The following is a 15,299-nucleotide window of genomic DNA, read 5'->3' as shown; positions in this document are numbered from 1 at the left end:
GTCAGTACATCGAGAGATGAACATGGTTCGTGTGGTCGGCGGCGGGGCTCCCGCTGCCGCTGTACGCACGCCACCCGGTGTTCGGCATCCAGATCTGCCGGTACCAGATCACGTAGAGCACCCCGAGCCGGCTGGCGTTGTTCTTGTAGTAGTTGGCCAGGCTGTCGCCGTACGCCTTGTCGCCGCCGGAGGCCGTCTCGTCCTTGAAGCCGTTGGTGGCGGCGGAGAAGTCACAGGCCCGCCCCTTGGGGTGCTCGCCGCTGCCGCCGCTGCGGAAGCAGGAGACGTGCCGCTTGTAGCCGGCGGCCTTGGCCTGCTGCATGGCGTGCAGGGTGCGCGGGGTGATGCAGCCGGAGGTGGTCGGGTCGTTGACCGAGCAGGACTCCGACGGCCAGGACCCGTCGGAGTCGCGCGGGGCCGGCTTGGCCGAGGAGGAGCCGCCGCTGAACCCGGCACCGCTGCCGGAGCTGACCGCCGCCAGCGCCGTCTCGGCCTCCCGCTTCTTCTTCGCCAGCGCCGCGAGCTGCTTACGTTGCTCACGGACCTCGGTGTCGATGCCGATCTTGGCGCGGGTCGCCTCGTTCCGGGCCTGGGCCAGGTCGCGCAGCCGGCGGCTGTCCCGCTGGGCCATCACGTCCAGCTCGGCGGCGCGGCGCAGGAACGACTCCGGCGACGCGCTCTGCAACAGCAGCGCCGGGGCGCTCACCCGCCCCATCCGGTACGACTGCGCGGCCACCTCGCTGACCTGCGAAGTCAGCTCCACCAGCCGGGACTCGACCGCCTTGAGCTGGCCGGTCAGCGCCTGCTGGCGGCGCTTGGAGTTGTCCAGCTTCGCCTTGGCCTCGATGTGTCCCTTGGCGGCGGCCTCCAGGGCCTCGCGCAGCTGCTTGGTCCCGCCCTCGTTGGGCTCGGCCGAGGCTGGCACCGCCCCGACGCCGAACAGCAGCGCCACAGCGACCAGCAACACGGTCAGCGCCTGCCCGCCGCGACGGCTGGACGGCACGATCGGCGGCACCGCGCGGCGACGCCGGATGAGGCTGGTACTGGGCACGGGCAGCGTCCCTTCCCTCGACCGCCGGCCCCGGTCGTCCTCGGCGCGGCGGCGTCCCCCACCGGCGCCGGACGGCGGCCTGCTGGGCGGAGACCGCCGGTCAGGATACCGGACCGGAGGCCGGTAACCGGGCCCGCGACCTCGCCGACCGTCGATGTCGACGCAGGGTTGCCGGTCGATCGCGCAGCGGGTCGGTCAGGTGAGGTTCAGGGCGTCGCGGGCCTCGGCCCAGACCCGCTCGTTCGTGGCGACCAGCAACCCGTGGCCCTCGTCGGCGGGGTGGTAGTCGCTGCCGTCGAACCGCCGGGCCACCCCGCCGGCCTCGCGCACCAGCAGCGTCCCCGGGGCGTGGTCCCAGGGCAGGGTGCGACAGAAGACCACGAACTGCTGCTCACCGACGAGCAGGTCCAGGTATTCCCGGCCGGCGCAGTGCTGGCCGGGGAGCAGCTCACCGATCCGCTTCGCACCGGCCTCGGCACGCCGTCGGGCCTCCGGCGGCAGGAACCGGGTCATCGCGGTGCCGCGCAGCGCGCCGATCGGCGGTGCCGCGTCGGCGGCGTACACCGGGTGGCCGTTGACCAGGGTCCCCTCGCCCGCGCGGGTCATGGCCAGCGTCTCCCCCAGCGGGTCGAACACCCAGGCAGCGGCCGGACTTCGGTCGGTCAGCAGCGCCACCATCAGCGCGAACGGCCGCTTCCCGGCGGCGAAGTTGGAGGTGCCGTCGACCGGGTCGACCACCCAGACGTCCCCGCCGCCGCGCAGGTGGTCGAGCAGGGCAGGGTCCTCGGCGACGGCCTCCTCGCCGACCACCACCGAGCCGGGGCGCAGCCGGCGCAGCCCGGCGCTGATCAGCTCCTCGGCCCGCTGGTCGGCGACGGTGACCAGCTCGCCGGGTGCCTTCTCGGCAACGTCGGCGGCGTCCAACTTCTGGAACAGGGGCAGCACGACGTCCGTCGCGGCCTCGTGCAGCAGCTCCGCGACGTCGTCCAGCAAGGTGTCAGCCACGCGGCGGCAACTTCACCACGCTGACGAAGAACTCGTCGATCTGCCGGATCACCGCGATGAACCGGTCGAAGTCCACCGGCTTGGTGACGTACGCGTTCGCGTGCAGCTGGTAGCTGCGCAGGATGTCCTCGTCGGCCTGGGACGTGGTCAGCACCACCACCGGGATACGGCAGAGTTGCTCGTCCTGCTTGATCTCCTCCAGCACCTCCCGGCCGTCGCGGCGGGGCAGGTTGAGGTCGAGCAGGATCAGGTCCGGTAAGACGGCGTCGGCGTACTGGCCCTCCCGGCGCAGGTAGGCCAGCGCCTCGTCGCCGTCGGAGACGACGGTCAGTCGGTTGCGGAGCTTGTGCTCCTCGAACGCCTCCTGGGTCATCAGCACGTCACCCGGGTCGTCCTCGACCAGCAGTACCTCGATGGGACTCCTGCCGTCCGCTGGTGCGGTCATCTCACCGTCTCCTTAACGTCGCCCGTGCTGTCGCCTTCCTGGGCTCCGTCGGCGCCTTCCGCTCGCGGCCCGGCCTGCCGGGGCAGCGCCGCACCGGCCGCGCCGTTCCCGGCCGGTTCCGCCCCGCCGGTCGACTCCCCGGCGTCCGTCGCCTCGTCGGCCGAGCCCTCGGCCGCCCGCTGCGTGGCGGCCCGCGCCGCCTCCACGTCCTCCGGCAGGGCCGGGAGGCTGAAACGGATCGCGGTCCCCTCGGCGGTGTCCGTGTCCACCCAGACCCGACCGCCGTGGTACTCGACGATCTTCTTGACGATCGCCAGGCCGATGCCGGTTCCCGGGTACGCGTCCTTCGAGTGCAGCCGCTGGAAGATCACGAAGATCTTGTCGGCGAACTCCGGCTCGATCCCGATGCCGTTGTCCTGGCAGCTGATCTCCCACTCGTCGTCGACCAGCCGCGCGGAGACGTGCACCTTCGGCGGCGAGTCCGGGCGGCGGAATTTGATCGAGTTGCTGACCAGGTTGGCCAGCAGGTTGGTCAGCAGTGGCTCCTCGCCGCGGATCGTCGGCAGCTCGCCCCAGGTCAGCTCCGCGCCGGCGTACTGCCGGGCGGACTCGGTCTGCCCGGCCACGTCGTCCATCACCTTGTTCAGGTCGACCTCGGTGAAGCCGGTGGTGAGCCGGCCGATCCGGGAGAACGCCAGCAGGTCGTTGATCAGGCGCTGCATCCGCTGTGCGCCGTCCACGGCGAAGGCGATGTACTGGTCGGCCCGATCGTCGAGTTGCCCCGCGTACCGGCGCTGGAGGAGCTGGCAGAAGCTGGCCACCTTGCGCAGCGGCTCCTGCAGGTCGTGCGAGGCGACGTACGCGAACTGCTCCAGGTCACGGTTGGAGCGGACCAGCTCCTCGGCCTGCTTCTGGAGCTGGCTGTTGACCCACTCGATGCTCGCCCGGGCCTCGCGCACCTCGGCCAGGTCCTTGGCGATCTTCTGGCGCATCGCGTCCACGTCGCCGGCGAGCTGCTGGAACTCCGGGGGGCCCGACCCGGCGATGTGGTGCTGGTAGTCGCCCTCGGCCACCTCGCGGACCTGCTCGGCGAGTCTGGTCAGCGGCCGGACCACCATCCGGTCCAGCGACATCAGCAGCACCCCGCCGGCCACGACCACCACCAGCGCCGCCGCGATCAGCAGCACCACCAGGATGCTGCTGGTGCGGTAGATGTCGTCCGCGCCCTTCTCCCGCTCGTCGAGGATGCGCTGCTGGAGTTCGGCGACCGAGGCGCGGATCGCGTCGAACCGCTGCCGGGTCTGGTCGGTGATCAACGCCTGCCCGGCCGCCCGGCCGCCCCGCTCGGTGGCGCTGATGACCGGCTCGGCGACCGCGGCCTGCCAGTCGGCGGCCTCGACCTTGACCGTGTCGAGCTGCCGGGCCAGGGCCGGGTAACCGCCGATCAGCGCGTCCATGGACCGGTAGAGCTGCTGTTCCCGCCGGCTACCCTCGACGTACGGTTCGAGGTCACGGCGGTCCTCGGTGACCGCGTAGCCACGCACTGCGGTCTCCTGGTCGACCAGCACGCTGAGCAGTTCCTGGGACTGGGCGCGCAGCGGGCCGGTGCGGTCGAGCACCGCGTGAATCTGCGCCCGGTTCTTCGCCGCGACCGCGATCTCCACGATGACCGAGGCGCCGAGCAGCACGCTGACCACGGCGAGCAGCGCGCCGACCCGGCGGCGCAGGGTCCAGCTGGGTGGCTTCGCGGTCACCGGCCACCGCCCCGGGTGAGCAGGAGCATGGCGACGTCGTCGGCGAACGGGCCGCCGTTGATCTGCTCGGCCCGGCCCACCAGCCAGGCCGGCAACTCGGCCAGCGGCACGGCGAGATTCTCCGGCTCGCCCAGCAGGGCAGTCAGGCCGGAGACGTCGAGCCGTTCGTCGCTGTCGCCCACCCGCCCCTCGATCAGGCCGTCGGTGTACATCAGCAGAGACCAGTCATTGGTGTCGAACTCCAGATCGAAGGCCACGGGCCGGCGCGGTCGGACGCCGAGCAGCAGGCCACCCGGCGCGGGCACCGGCGAGACCTTACCCCCGGACAACAGCAGGGGCGGCGGATGTCCCGCGAGTCGTACCGTCACGGCGTTGCGAGTCAGGTCGAGCCGGGCGGTGGCCACCGTGGCGAAGATCTCCTGGAGTCGACGCTCACTCATCAACACCTGCTCCAGCGCGGGCAGCACCTCGTCGTCGGGCACCCCCGCCAGCACCAGCGCCCGCCAGGCGACCCGCAGCTCCACCCCGAGCGCCGCCTCGTCCACGCCGTGACCGCACACGTCGCCGACGATCAGATCCACCCGGTCCGGCCGGGTCTGCACCACGTCGTAGAAGTCGCCGCCGATCAGCGCCGCGTGCCGACCTGGCCGGTAGAACGTGTGCACCTCGACCTCGTCGGTCGACATCAGCGGCTGCGGCAGCAGGCCCCGCTCCAACCGGGCCGACTCGGCCTGGCGCAGCTCCACCTCGCGTAGCCGCCGGGCGTTCTCGTCGGCCCGCTTGCGTTCCACCGCGTACCGCAGGGCCCGGGTCAGCAGCACCCCGTCGACCTGGCCCTTGACCAGGTAGTCCTGGGCGCCCTCGGCGACCGCGACGATGCCCAGGTGCTCGTCGGAGCGGCCGGTCAGCACGCACACCGCGGCGCCGCTGGACATGTCCAGCACCTGCCGCAGCCCGTCCAGCCCCTGCGCGTCGGGCAGGCCGAGATCAAGCAGGACGCAGTCCACGCCCATCACCCGCTGGCGGGCCTCGCTCAGGCTGGTGGCGACCAGCAGATCGATCATGGAATTGGTCTCGGCGAGCAGTTCGCTGACCAGAAAGGCGTCGCCCTCGTCGTCCTCGACCAGCAGCACCCGCAGCCGCTCGCCAGGCGGCAGGTTGGGATGACGCCCGAGGCCGCCGTGCGGGTACGGCACGACTGAGGAACCGGCAGGGCCGGTCCCCCGGTACGGCCGGGTCACCGCCGCGAGTCGCGGAAGATCGCTGGTGATGTCGGGCTCCTTCCAAGCGCCCTGCTGATCCTGTATTAGACAACGGTCGCACACAACACGACTGGCTCGGCACGGGCGGGATGCCCCCGGTCACCATCGGGCGCGTCGCGGCGGAACAAGGGGCCCGCGGGAGGTCCCGCTTCCCGCTCCGACGGTGCAGGATGGGTGCCCACCCTGTGGCCCCACCCCCGAGGAGTCCCCGTGGGCGTACCGCCCCCCACCCGCGCCGCCGACCGGGCACTGTCCCGGCCCCGCCGTCGACCGCTCGCCGCCCTCGCCGCGCTCGCCGCCCTGCTCGCGGTCGGCGGCACCGTCGCGTACGACCTGGAAACCCCCGCCCCGGCCCCGGCCGACGCCCCGGCGGACGTGTTCAGCGCCGGCCGGGCGTACCAGAACGTGCAGGCCATCGCGGCCCGGCCGCACCCGGCGGGCAGCCCGGCCAACGAGCAGGTCCGCGCGCATGTGGAGAGCGTGCTGCGCGGCCTGGGCCTGGAGACCGAGGTGCAGGACACCGTCGCCCCCGAGGCCGGTCAGCTCAGCGGGGCCGCCGCCGGTGCCACCCTGGCCCGGGTCCGCAACGTGGTCGCCCGGCTCCCCGGCACCGACCCGACCGGGAAGGTCTTCCTGGTCGCCCACTACGACTCGGCGCAGTCCGCCCCGGGCGGCAACGACGACGCCGCCGGCACCTCCACCGCCCTGGAGGTGGCCCGGGCGCTGGCCACCGGCCCCCGGCCCCGCAACGACGTCGTCTTCGTGCTCACCGACGCCGAGGAGGCGTGCCTGTGCGGGGCGTCGGTGTTCGCGTCCGACCATCCGCTCGCCGCCGACGGCGGAGTGGTGCTCAACCTGGAGGCGCGCGGCTCCACCGGCCCGGTGATCATGTTTGAGACGTCCCGGGACAACGCGAGGCTGGTGGACGTCTTCGGCCGGGCCGCCCCGCACCCGGTCGGCACCTCGTTCGCGGTGGAGATCTACCGGGCGCTGCCCAACGACACCGACTTCACCGCGTTCCTCGCCCGGGCCGGCTTCGTCGGGCTGAACTCGGCCTACCTCGACGGCGGGGCGATCTACCACACCCCGCTGGACACCCCGGCCTCGATGGACCGGGGCAGCCTCCAGCAGCACGGCGACAACGCGCTCGGACTGGCCCGCGAGTTCGGCCGCACCGACCTGACCGACCTGCGCTCCGGGCACGACGCCACCTACTTCCCGGTTCCCGGCGGGCTGGCCCGCTACCCCGGCTGGCTGGTGCTGCCGCTGGCGCTGGCCGCGCTGGCCGCCGTGATCGCCCTCGGCTGGCTGGCCCGCCGGCGCGGCCGGAGCACATACGGGGGACTCGCCGCCGGGTTCGGGTTGGCGCTGGTGCCGACCGTCGCCGCGCCGCTGGCCGCGCAGCTGCTCTGGGCGGGGATCACCACCGTCCGCCCCGGCTACGCCGAGCTGCTCGACCCGTACCGGCCGACCTGGTACCGGCTCGCGGTGGTGGCGCTCGCCGCCGCGATCCTGCTCCTCTGGTACGCGCTGACCCGCCGCCGGGTCGGCCCGGCCGCCCTGGCGATCGGCGGGCTGGGCTGGCTGGCGGTGCTCGGGGTGGTGCTCGCGGTGCTGGTGCCCGGCGGGGCGTACCTGGTGACCCTGCCGGCCCTGGCCGGCGCGCTGGCCGGGCTGGTCGCGCTGGCAACCCGGATCGACGGCCCCGCCCCGGTGGTCGCGGCGACCCTGGCCGGCGCGGTCGCCGTGGTGATCCTGCTGCCGACCGTGGTGCTGCTCTTCCCGGCGCTCGGCATGGAGAAGGGCGGCGTCGCGGCCCTCTTCGCGGTGCTGCTCGGGCTGGCCGTGCTGCCGGTGCTGGATCTGCTGCACCCGGAGGCCGGCGGGCAGCGCGGGATGGTCGCGGCCCGGGCCCGCCGGGCGGGTGCGCTGCCGGCCGTCGCCGCCGGGCTCGCGGCGGCGGTGTTCGCCGGGGTCGGGCTCGCCGTCGACCGCTTCGACGCCGCCCACCCGGTGCCCACCCACCTGATGTACGCCCTGGACGCCGGCACCGGGCAGGCCCGCTGGCTCAGCCGAGAGACCGACCCCCAACCCTGGACCGACGGGTACGTCGACGGGGTGGCCGAGGTCGGGGACTTCCCCGGACTGGGTGAACCCGACCTGCGGGGCGGCCCGGCCCAGCCGGCGAACGTGCCTGCGCCGAAGCTGGAGATCCTCGCCGACACCGGTACCGGCTCTGGCTCCTCTGATCGGCGGACCGTGCGGGTACGGCTCACCCCGCAGCGGCCGGTCCGGCTCGCCACGCTGCACGTCGACGGCGCGACCGTGGTGGAGTCGGCGACCGTGAACGGGCGACGGGTCGACGGCGGCCGGCCCGCCGACGGCGCGCAGTGGGGCTTCGGGATCGTCTTCCACGCCCCGCCGCCCGAGGGCATCGAGATCACGCTGGTGCTCGCGCCCGGCTCCCGGCCGACCACCCTACGGGCCATGGACGCCAGCGACGGCCTCGACGCCGTCCCCGGCTTCCGCCCCCGCCCCCCAGACGTCGGCGTAGTCGGCTCACACAGCTCGGAGATGCTCGCGGTGGCCCGCACGTACCCCCTATAGACCCGGGAGTCACCCAAATTTGGCGCGGGGTGCCTTCCCTGGCAGGGCCGGGGGCACGCGAGGCACCCGGCCCAGCCCCGTCGTCATCGCCCTCTCGGCCCTGCGCCAGCGCTCCCTGTCGGGATACCAGTTCCACTCGGTTGCCTGGCGGTGGTCGTCTGGCTGGCGACCGTTCTGACGACCGGCCTGCTCGACAAGCGCAAGCAGGCCGGTCCCGCCGAGGTCGTCCTGCGTCGCCTGACGTACGGGCCTCGGGCGTAGTCGCCGGAATAGCCTGCACCGACCGCACCGAGCAGGGAGCCGGACCGTGAAGCTGCCGCCCGGAGCCACCGGCTTCAACCCGCCTTTCGGCGACCCGGTGGACCTGGGTGCGTTCACCGCCGTCTGCCACCACGCCGCCCGCGCCATCGAGGCAACCGTTACCAGCGTCACTCCTGCCGGCGTCACACCCAACTTTCACACGATCGACATCACCCACGCCCAGCACCCCATCGCGGTGCTGCGGCACATCGCGCTGCCGCTCATCGCCTTCGCCCGCCCCCGGGCCGGCGGCGACGTCACCATCACGTTCGTCGACCACCCCGCCCTCGCCGCCGCCATCACCAACCTGACGGATGCCCCAGTCCTCACCGGCGTGCAGCTACGAGCCCCTCTGTCACAGGTCGACCTGAGCGCTCTGGACTCCCACGAACACGACCAGATCGGCTACTGGAAGCCGACCACCGTCGGCGAGCTGCTGTTCAACTTTTGGGACTGAAGACCAGTGGCCTGAGAAAGCGCAGGTCAGAAGCCATGCTGTCGCTACTTCCAGCGGAAGTGGATGAAGAGCCGGCCAAAGTTCTTCGAGTCCTTCTCCACCCGGTGGTAGAGCTGCTTGACGTCCTTCTGGTCGAGGAAGCGCAGCACCCGCTTCTTGAGCTGGCCGGAGCCCTTGCCGGGGATGATCTCGACGAGGGTGGCCTTCTTCGCCACCGCCTCGTCCATGATCCCGCGCAGCGCGCGATCGATGTCCTGACCCTTGTTGAAGATCTCGTGCAGGTCCAGCTTGAGCTTCATCCCGCCTCCACCACCTGCGCAGCTCCCATGGCAGCCCATGCTACGGCGGGGTCAACATGAAGGCCCCGCCGTGGACTCCTCAGGCTTCGTCGTCCAGGTTCGGCCGGTGCTCGCGGATCCAGGCATCAATGTCCTCGGTACGCCAGATCCGGCCCGTGGCAAGCGTCTCGTAGGGCTCCGGCCAGTCGGCACGCTTCATCAACTGCTCGACGCGCTGCCTGCTGACGCCCAGCCTCATCCGAATTTCGTACGCGCCCATGAGACTCCGGCCCATGCACGGGAGGCTAGACACGTCCCCACTAGGGCAGGCCCTAGTTGGGCAACACCCTACTAGGGCCTTGACTAGTGGGTAGCGTAGCGACGACCCTGGCACCGTGAGCTCTCCGAATGCCTCCCCCGTACATGACCACCATGGCAAAGCCATCCGGCCACACGTCCCGATGCGGCCCCTGTGGCTGTGTCGAGTGTGCGCAGCCCCCTGGCCGTGCCAACCCGCCCGGCTACTGCTGACGATGGATTACCGGCGGGATCGGGTGGGGCTGTCCGTGTACATGGCCGGGATGCTGTTCGATGCCACCGGCGATTTGATCAAACTCAACCCGAACTCTGTCCCGCCCCCAGGAGAGCTGTTCGAGAGGTTTCTGGCCTGGACGAGACGGAGAGCCGCACAAGGGGAAGGGTGAGTTCCCACCCGTTCCCCTTGCCTTGCCGGCGCGGTCAGTGGCCGCCGCTGACCCGGCTCTCCACCCGGCGTAGCGCGGTCGTGTAGTCGGTGTTGGTCGCGTGCATCGCGGCAGCGATGCGTAGGTACCGCAGCGCCTCCGCCGGGCGGTTCATCCGCTCCAGCGTCCGGCCGAGCACGTGGTGCGCGTAGTGGTCGCTCGGGTCCCGGTCCACCAGCTCGCGCAACTGCTCCTCGGCGCGGCTGAGCTGGGCGGTCTGGAAGTACGCCCGGGCCAGCAGCTGCCGCACCGAGGAGTTGCCGGGCTCGGCCTCGACGATCGGCTCCAGCAGCCGGACCGCTCCCGAGGCGTCACCCATCTCGAAGAACATGGTCGCCCGCCGGTACTCCTCCAGAAGATCCATGGACCCCACCGCCTCGTCTCGCGCCGCCCACTGGTCCGACGCTGACACAACACCGCGCCGAACGCGAGTGTTCCTCGGTCGCCACCCCTGCCGCCGTGCCTCACACCATGGTCCAGGCGCGGACGCCGCCGACGATGCCGGCGGTGTTCGGCACCACCACCACGTCGTCGCCCATCCGGGCAAGCTGCTCGGGCCGGATCAGCCGGGAGTTGCCCCCGCCCAGGTAAAGCCGGTCCCAGTGGAACACCGGGCGCAGCCCGTCCACCACCTGCCGGATCCGGCGGGACCAGAACGCGTCGCCGAGGCGGCGGCGCTCCGGCTCCCCCACGTACGTGTCGTAGGTGGTGCCCCAGCGCACCGGGGCGTGGGACAGCTCCAGGTGCGGGGCGAGCACGCCGCCGTCGAAGACGGCGCTGCCCAGCCCGGTGCCCAGAGTCAGCACCAGCTCCAGGCCGGTGCCGGCCACCACCCCGGCGCCGTGCACCTCCGCGTCGTTGAGCACCAGGGCGGGCACCCCGAAGGCGTCGGCGACCGCCGTACGCGCGTCGAAACCGGACCACTCGGCCAGCAGGTCGGGATCGACCCGGCTGCGAGGCCCGGAGCGGGTCACATAGTGCGGGGTGGCCACCACCACGCCGTGCCGGAGCATGCCGGGCATCCCGACGGTCACCCGGTCCGCCGTGGGCAGCCGGCCGCCGAGATCCAGCAGGGTCTTCACGAACAGCGCGGGCGGCAGGGGGTACGGGGTGGGCTCCCGCAGCGGCCGGGCGCGCATCGTCCCGGCCCCGTCGAGCACCGACGCCTTGATCCCACCGCCGCCACAGTCGATCGCCAGAGTCGTCACCACGCCGGTGAGTCTGCCCCTCGTCCGACGTTCACGCGGGGCGGGTGGCGGAACCCACCGCCGGACCGGCGAGCGAGTCCGGTGGACGGGGCCGATAGGCTCGCCTCCTCATGAGCGCGACGATGGTGATCAAGGAGCTCGCCGCCGGGCACGGGGAGCGGCTGCTCTTCGCCGACCTGGACCTGGTGGTCGCCCCGGGCGACGTCATCGGCCTGGTCGGGGCGAACGGGGCGGGCAAGTCGACGCTGCTGCGTACCCTCGCCGGGTTGCTGCCCGTCGAGGCCGGCAGCGTCACCCTGAGCCCGCCCACCGCGACCGTCGGGCACCTGCCGCAGGAGCCGGAGCGCCGACCCGGGGAGACGGTCCGGGGCTTCCTGGCCCGGCGAACCGGGGTGACGGCCGCGCAGGCGGCGCTGGACGCGGCGGCCGAGGCGCTGGCCACGGAGGCGGACGGGGCCGACGACGCCTACGCCGAGGCGCTGGAGCGCTGGCTGGACCTCGGCGGCGCGGACCTCGACGAGCGGGCCGAGCAGGTCGCCGCCGAGCTGGGGCTCATCGTCGACCTGGACCACCCGATGACCGGCCTCTCCGGCGGCCAGGCGGCCCGGGCCGGGCTGGCCTCGCTACTGCTCAGCCGGTACGACATCTTCCTGCTCGACGAGCCCACCAACGACCTCGACCTGGCCGGGCTGGACCGGCTGGAGCGCTTCGTCACCGGGCTGCGCGCCGGCACGGTGCTGGTCAGCCACGACCGGGAGTTCCTCACCCGCACGGTGACCCGGGTGCTGGAGCTGGATCTGCACCAGCAGCAGGTCCGGCACTACGGCGGCGGCTACGCGGCGTACCTGGAGGAGCGCGAGGTGGCCCGCCGGCACGCCCGCGACGAATACGACGAGTACGCCGACACCCGGGCCGGCCTGGAGGCCCGGGCCCGCACCCAGCGCTCCTGGATGGACAAGGGCGTGAAGAACGCCCGGCGCAAGGCCACCGACAACGACAAGATCGGCCGCAAGTTCCGCTCCGAGGCGAGCGAGAAACAGGCGGCGAAGGCCAAGCAGACCGCGCGGCTGATCGAGCGGCTCGACGTGGTCGAGGAGCCGCGCAAGGAGTGGGAGCTGCGGATGGAGATCGCCGCCGCGCCCCGCGCCGGCGCCGTCGTGGCCTCGCTCCGCGACGCCGTGGTACGCCGGGGCGGCTTCACCCTCGGCCCGGTGACCCTCCAGGTCGACTGGGCCGACCGGATGGCGATCACCGGGGCGAACGGCTCCGGCAAGACCACCCTGCTCGGTGCGCTGCTGGGCCGGTTGCCGCTGGACGCCGGGCACGCCGCGCTCGGCCCCGGGGTGGTGGTCGGCGAGGTCGACCAGGCCCGGGGGCTGTTCCTCGGCGGCCAGCCCCTGCTGGACGCGTTCCGGCTGGCCGTACCGGAGCTGGCGCCGGCGGACGCGCGGACGCTGCTGGCCAAGTTCGGCCTACGGTCGGAGCACGTGCTGCGGCCGGCGGCGTCGCTGTCGCCCGGCGAGCGGACCCGGGCGGCGTTGGCGCTGCTCCAGGGGCGCGGGGTGAACCTGCTGGTGCTCGACGAACCGACCAACCACCTCGACCTGGCGGCCATCGAGCAGCTCGAGTCGGCGTTGGCCACCTACCCCGGGACGCTGCTGCTGGTCACCCACGACCGGCGAATGCTCGACGCGGTGGCCGTCAACCGCCGGGTGCGGGTGGACGCGGGACGGATCGCCGAGGACTGACAGCGTGCCGACCCGGGCCGGCGGGGTGACAATGACTCCATGCTCAAGTGGGAGTACGCGCTGTTGGTCCGGCGTCGCCAGGCGGCCAGCACCGACGTCGGCTGGGAGATCGTGTTCGTCTGGTACGGCCCGGACGGCTCGATGGTCGACGTCACCCCGTACGGCGACACCGCGCTGGCCCACCTGAACCGGGCCGGCGACCAGGGCTGGGAGCTGGTCGTGATGAGCGAGGACCCGTCCCTGCCGGGCAACAGCGAGCTGCACCGGTACCACCTCAAGCGGCCCAAGCCGGACACCGCGCCCCGGCAGCGCATCCGGGGCGCGGGCCGCCCCGCCCGCCGCGTCTCCGGCTGATCCGCCCGCCGGGCTGGCGGCATACCGGCCGCCGCGTCTCCGGCTGATCCGCCCACCGGGCTGGCGGCATACCGGCCGCCGCGTCTCCGGCTGATCCGCCCACCGTGCGGGGCATACCGGCCGCCGATCCGGGTATCGGCGCACCGGAGGTGGCCCATGGTCGCGCTGACCCAGACGACACCGCCCTCGGCCGAGCGGCTGCGGGCGGTTGACGACTTCCTCGCCGAGGCGTGGGCGGATCAGTCGTCCCACGACGAGCGGCTGCGCGACCTGGCGGTGCGGGTGCGCTTCGACCGGGGGGTGGCCCACCTGACCGGCGAGGTCGACGACGCGGCGCAGTTGCGCCTGGTCCGGGACCTGGTCGGCCGGTTCGCCGGGGTGTTCGGGGTCTGGGGCCGGGTCCGGGTCGCCGGCCGGGATCCGGTGGTGGTCGACCTGGGGTGCGGCGGCACCAAGCAGTACCCGGACAACCTGGGGCTGGACATCTGCCCTGCCCCGGGCGTGGACGCGGTGGCCGACCTCTCCGGCTCGCTGCCGCTGGCCGACGACTCGGTGGACGTGATCTTCGCGGTGCACATCCTGGAGCACCTGATCGACTTTCTGCCGCTGGTGGACGAGTGCCACCGGGTGCTCCGGCCGGGCGGCGTGCTACACGTGATGAGCCCCTGGTGGGGTCACGTGAACGCGGTGGCCGACCCGACCCATGTCCGGCTGCTGGACGTGCAGACGTTCAAGGGCATCTGCCTCCAGCGCCCGCCGGGCACCCCGCACTGGTACCCCCTGCACGCCGGCTGCGACGGCGCCAGCATCTTCGCCGATCTAACCCCCCAACCCCCCAACCCCACCCCAATCCCCAACTCCCACCTCGCCCGCTTCTTCACCTGACCCACCCCCACCCCCACCCCCACCCACCCACACCCACACCCACCCACCGCGTTGATCATGGAGTTATTGCCAACGACGCGCCGTGCAGCGGGCAATAACTCCATGATCAACGCGGAGAGGGTGGGGGGTGGGGGTGGGTCAGGTGGGTGTTGGGGGTGGGGTGGTGCTTTCGCGGGGGGTTAGGTAGTGCGGGGCGGTTAGTTCTTTGGGAGGGGCCTGGCGGTCGCCGGCTATGCGGTTGGCCAGGAGTTCGACCGCCAGCTTGGCGATGCGCGCCTTGTCCGGGGCGATGGTGGTGAGGGTGGGGATCGAGAAGCGGCCGTCCTCGATGTCGTCGAAACCGGCCACCGCCACGTCCGCGGGGACCCGCAGGCCCGCCTCGTGCAGCGCCCGTAGGGCGCCCAGTGCGAGCGTGTCGTTGAAGCAGAAGACGGCGTCGGGGCGTACCCCGGTGTCGAGCAGGTGGCGCATGGCGGCCGCGCCGTCCGCGCGATGCCAGGCCGGCGCGGGCGCGACGAGCCGTTCGTCGTACGTGATGCCGGCGTCTGCGAGAGCGGCGGCGTAGCCGGCCAGCCGGAGCCGGGCGCTGGCCCCCTCGGCGGTGCCCTGCGCGCCGATCGCGGCGATCCGGCGGTGGCCGAGACCGATCAGGTGGGCGGTGACCTCGCGGGCGGCGGTCACGTTGTCGATCCCCACGTGGTCGGCCGGGCCGTGGTCGACGCGCTCGCCGAGCAGCACCATCGGGGTGCCGTCCAGGCCGGTCAGGTCCTCCGCTGTGAGGGCCAGCGGACTGAAGATCAGCCCGTCGATGAGGTGGTCGCCGATGCCGGCGGCGGCCGCCCGCTCCCGTTCCGGGCCGCCTCCGGTCTGATCGATCAGCACCGTCCAGCCCAGCTCGGCGGCGGTGGTGACCACGTGGCGGGCCAGTTCGGCGAAGTATGGGATGTCCAGCTCCGGCACGGCCAGGGCAATCACCCCGGTACGCCCCTTGCGCAGGTTGCGGGCGGAGAGGTTGGGCCGGTAGTTCAGCTCGGCGATGGCCTGCTCGACCCGGGTCCGGGTCGTCGGCCGGACGTGCTGGTAACCGTTGACGACGTTGGAGACGGTCTTCACCGACACCCCGGCGCGTTCCGCCACGTCCTTCAGCCTGTGTCGCACCTGACGCCTCCCCGTTGGCACTGCCGGCACGGCACCCTACCGTG

The 15,299-nt window shown here is 72.7% G+C and carries 16 protein-coding genes; 6 read left to right on the top strand and 10 right to left on the bottom strand.

Going from position 1 to position 15,299, the window contains the following annotated elements:
• Position 1: 1 nt before the first annotated feature.
• The 5 genes from SNR22_RS25870 to SNR22_RS25850 form a co-directional block, all read right to left on the bottom strand.
• Positions 2-1,015 (bottom strand): hypothetical protein, encoded by a 1,014-nt coding sequence (locus tag SNR22_RS25870; RefSeq protein ID WP_320069291.1) that lies wholly within the window; start codon positions 1,013-1,015, stop codon positions 2-4.
• 231 nt (positions 1,016-1,246) lie between these two features.
• Positions 1,247-2,056 carry an inositol monophosphatase gene (locus tag SNR22_RS25865; RefSeq protein ID WP_320069264.1) on the bottom strand — a complete coding sequence of 270 codons (810 nt, stop codon included), beginning with the start codon at positions 2,054-2,056 and terminating at the stop codon, positions 1,247-1,249.
• Positions 2,049-2,501, bottom strand: a complete 453-nt coding sequence (locus SNR22_RS25860; protein WP_320069263.1) for a response regulator — start codon at positions 2,499-2,501, stop codon at positions 2,049-2,051. The genes SNR22_RS25865 and SNR22_RS25860 overlap by 8 nt, the downstream gene beginning before the upstream one ends.
• Positions 2,498-4,255 (bottom strand): sensor histidine kinase, encoded by a 1,758-nt coding sequence (locus tag SNR22_RS25855; protein ID WP_320069262.1) that lies wholly within the window; start codon positions 4,253-4,255, stop codon positions 2,498-2,500. The genes SNR22_RS25860 and SNR22_RS25855 overlap by 4 nt, the downstream gene beginning before the upstream one ends.
• Positions 4,252-5,451: a fused response regulator/phosphatase gene (locus SNR22_RS25850; protein WP_320069261.1), complete on the bottom strand. Its 1,200-nt coding sequence runs from the start codon at positions 5,449-5,451 to the stop codon at positions 4,252-4,254. Before SNR22_RS25850 ends, SNR22_RS25855 begins: the two co-directional genes overlap by 4 nt.
• A gap of 276 nt (positions 5,452-5,727) precedes the next feature.
• On the opposite strand from SNR22_RS25850, the gene SNR22_RS25845 reads away from it, so the two are divergent.
• The 3 genes from SNR22_RS25845 to SNR22_RS25835 all read left to right on the top strand — a co-directional run bounded on the left by SNR22_RS25845 (position 5,728) and on the right by SNR22_RS25835 (position 8,881).
• Positions 5,728-8,124 (top strand): M28 family peptidase, encoded by a 2,397-nt coding sequence (locus tag SNR22_RS25845; RefSeq protein WP_320069260.1) that lies wholly within the window; start codon positions 5,728-5,730, stop codon positions 8,122-8,124.
• Positions 8,125-8,274: 150 nt separating this feature from the next.
• Positions 8,275-8,385: a DUF418 domain-containing protein gene (locus SNR22_RS25840; protein WP_320069259.1), complete on the top strand. Its 111-nt coding sequence runs from the start codon at positions 8,275-8,277 to the stop codon at positions 8,383-8,385.
• Between the two features lie 46 nt (positions 8,386-8,431).
• Positions 8,432-8,881, top strand: a complete 450-nt coding sequence (locus SNR22_RS25835; RefSeq protein ID WP_320069258.1) for a hypothetical protein — start codon at positions 8,432-8,434, stop codon at positions 8,879-8,881.
• Between the two features lie 44 nt (positions 8,882-8,925).
• Here the strand turns inward: SNR22_RS25835 and SNR22_RS25830 are convergent, their stop codons facing one another.
• The 4 genes from SNR22_RS25830 to SNR22_RS25815 form a co-directional block, all read right to left on the bottom strand.
• The gene (locus SNR22_RS25830; protein ID WP_320069257.1) at positions 8,926-9,180 is read right to left on the bottom strand and encodes a Smr/MutS family protein; all 255 of its coding nucleotides are present in this window, start codon (positions 9,178-9,180) and stop codon (positions 8,926-8,928) included.
• A 79-nt stretch (positions 9,181-9,259) separates the two neighbouring features.
• Positions 9,260-9,454, bottom strand: a complete 195-nt coding sequence (locus SNR22_RS25825; protein WP_320069256.1) for a DNA-binding protein — start codon at positions 9,452-9,454, stop codon at positions 9,260-9,262.
• A gap of 443 nt (positions 9,455-9,897) precedes the next feature.
• Positions 9,898-10,266, bottom strand: a complete 369-nt coding sequence (locus tag SNR22_RS25820; RefSeq protein WP_320069255.1) for a tetratricopeptide repeat protein — start codon at positions 10,264-10,266, stop codon at positions 9,898-9,900.
• A 100-nt stretch (positions 10,267-10,366) separates the two neighbouring features.
• On the bottom strand, positions 10,367-11,113 hold the full coding sequence (locus SNR22_RS25815; RefSeq protein WP_320069254.1) for an ROK family protein: 747 nt from the start codon (positions 11,111-11,113) through the stop codon (positions 10,367-10,369).
• Between the two features lie 107 nt (positions 11,114-11,220).
• Here SNR22_RS25815 and SNR22_RS25810 point away from each other — a divergent pair, with 107 nt between their 5' ends.
• From SNR22_RS25810 to SNR22_RS25800, 3 genes are all read left to right on the top strand, one after another.
• A complete protein-coding gene (locus SNR22_RS25810) occupies positions 11,221-12,858 on the top strand; it encodes an ABC-F family ATP-binding cassette domain-containing protein (RefSeq protein WP_320069253.1) in 1,638 nt (545 codons plus the stop codon).
• A 39-nt stretch (positions 12,859-12,897) separates the two neighbouring features.
• Positions 12,898-13,212, top strand: a complete 315-nt coding sequence (locus SNR22_RS25805) for a hypothetical protein (protein ID WP_320069252.1) — start codon at positions 12,898-12,900, stop codon at positions 13,210-13,212.
• Positions 13,213-13,368: 156 nt separating this feature from the next.
• Positions 13,369-14,097, top strand: a complete 729-nt coding sequence (locus tag SNR22_RS25800; RefSeq protein WP_320069251.1) for a methyltransferase domain-containing protein — start codon at positions 13,369-13,371, stop codon at positions 14,095-14,097.
• 138 nt (positions 14,098-14,235) lie between these two features.
• On the opposite strand, the gene SNR22_RS25795 is transcribed toward SNR22_RS25800, so the two are convergent.
• Positions 14,236-15,255 carry a LacI family DNA-binding transcriptional regulator gene (locus SNR22_RS25795; RefSeq protein WP_320069250.1) on the bottom strand — a complete coding sequence of 340 codons (1,020 nt, stop codon included), beginning with the start codon at positions 15,253-15,255 and terminating at the stop codon, positions 14,236-14,238.
• Between the last annotated feature and the right edge of the window lie 44 nt (positions 15,256-15,299).

Origin of the sequence: Micromonospora sp. RTGN7 (assembly GCF_033804645.1) — a bacterium.
Taxonomy (GTDB): Bacteria; Actinomycetota; Actinomycetes; order Mycobacteriales; family Micromonosporaceae; genus Micromonospora.
This window is presented reverse-complemented; position numbering and strand designations above follow the sequence as displayed.

Bases quoted from the DNA above. Each gene is read 5' to 3' on its own strand.
- SNR22_RS25805 (WP_320069252.1), top strand. From the start codon at position 12,898: ATGCTCAAGTGGGAGTACGCGCTGTTGGTCCGGCGTCGCCAGGCGGCC.
- SNR22_RS25810 (WP_320069253.1), top strand. From the start codon at position 11,221: ATGAGCGCGACGATGGTGATCAAGGAGCTCGCCGCCGGGCACGGGGAG.
- SNR22_RS25860 (WP_320069263.1), bottom strand. From the start codon at position 2,501: ATGACCGCACCAGCGGACGGCAGGAGTCCCATCGAGGTACTGCTGGTC.
- SNR22_RS25800 (WP_320069251.1), top strand. From the start codon at position 13,369: ATGGTCGCGCTGACCCAGACGACACCGCCCTCGGCCGAGCGGCTGCGG.
- SNR22_RS25825 (WP_320069256.1), bottom strand. From the start codon at position 9,454: ATGGGCCGGAGTCTCATGGGCGCGTACGAAATTCGGATGAGGCTGGGC.
- SNR22_RS25830 (WP_320069257.1), bottom strand. From the start codon at position 9,180: ATGAAGCTCAAGCTGGACCTGCACGAGATCTTCAACAAGGGTCAGGAC.
- SNR22_RS25820 (WP_320069255.1), bottom strand. From the start codon at position 10,266: ATGGATCTTCTGGAGGAGTACCGGCGGGCGACCATGTTCTTCGAGATG.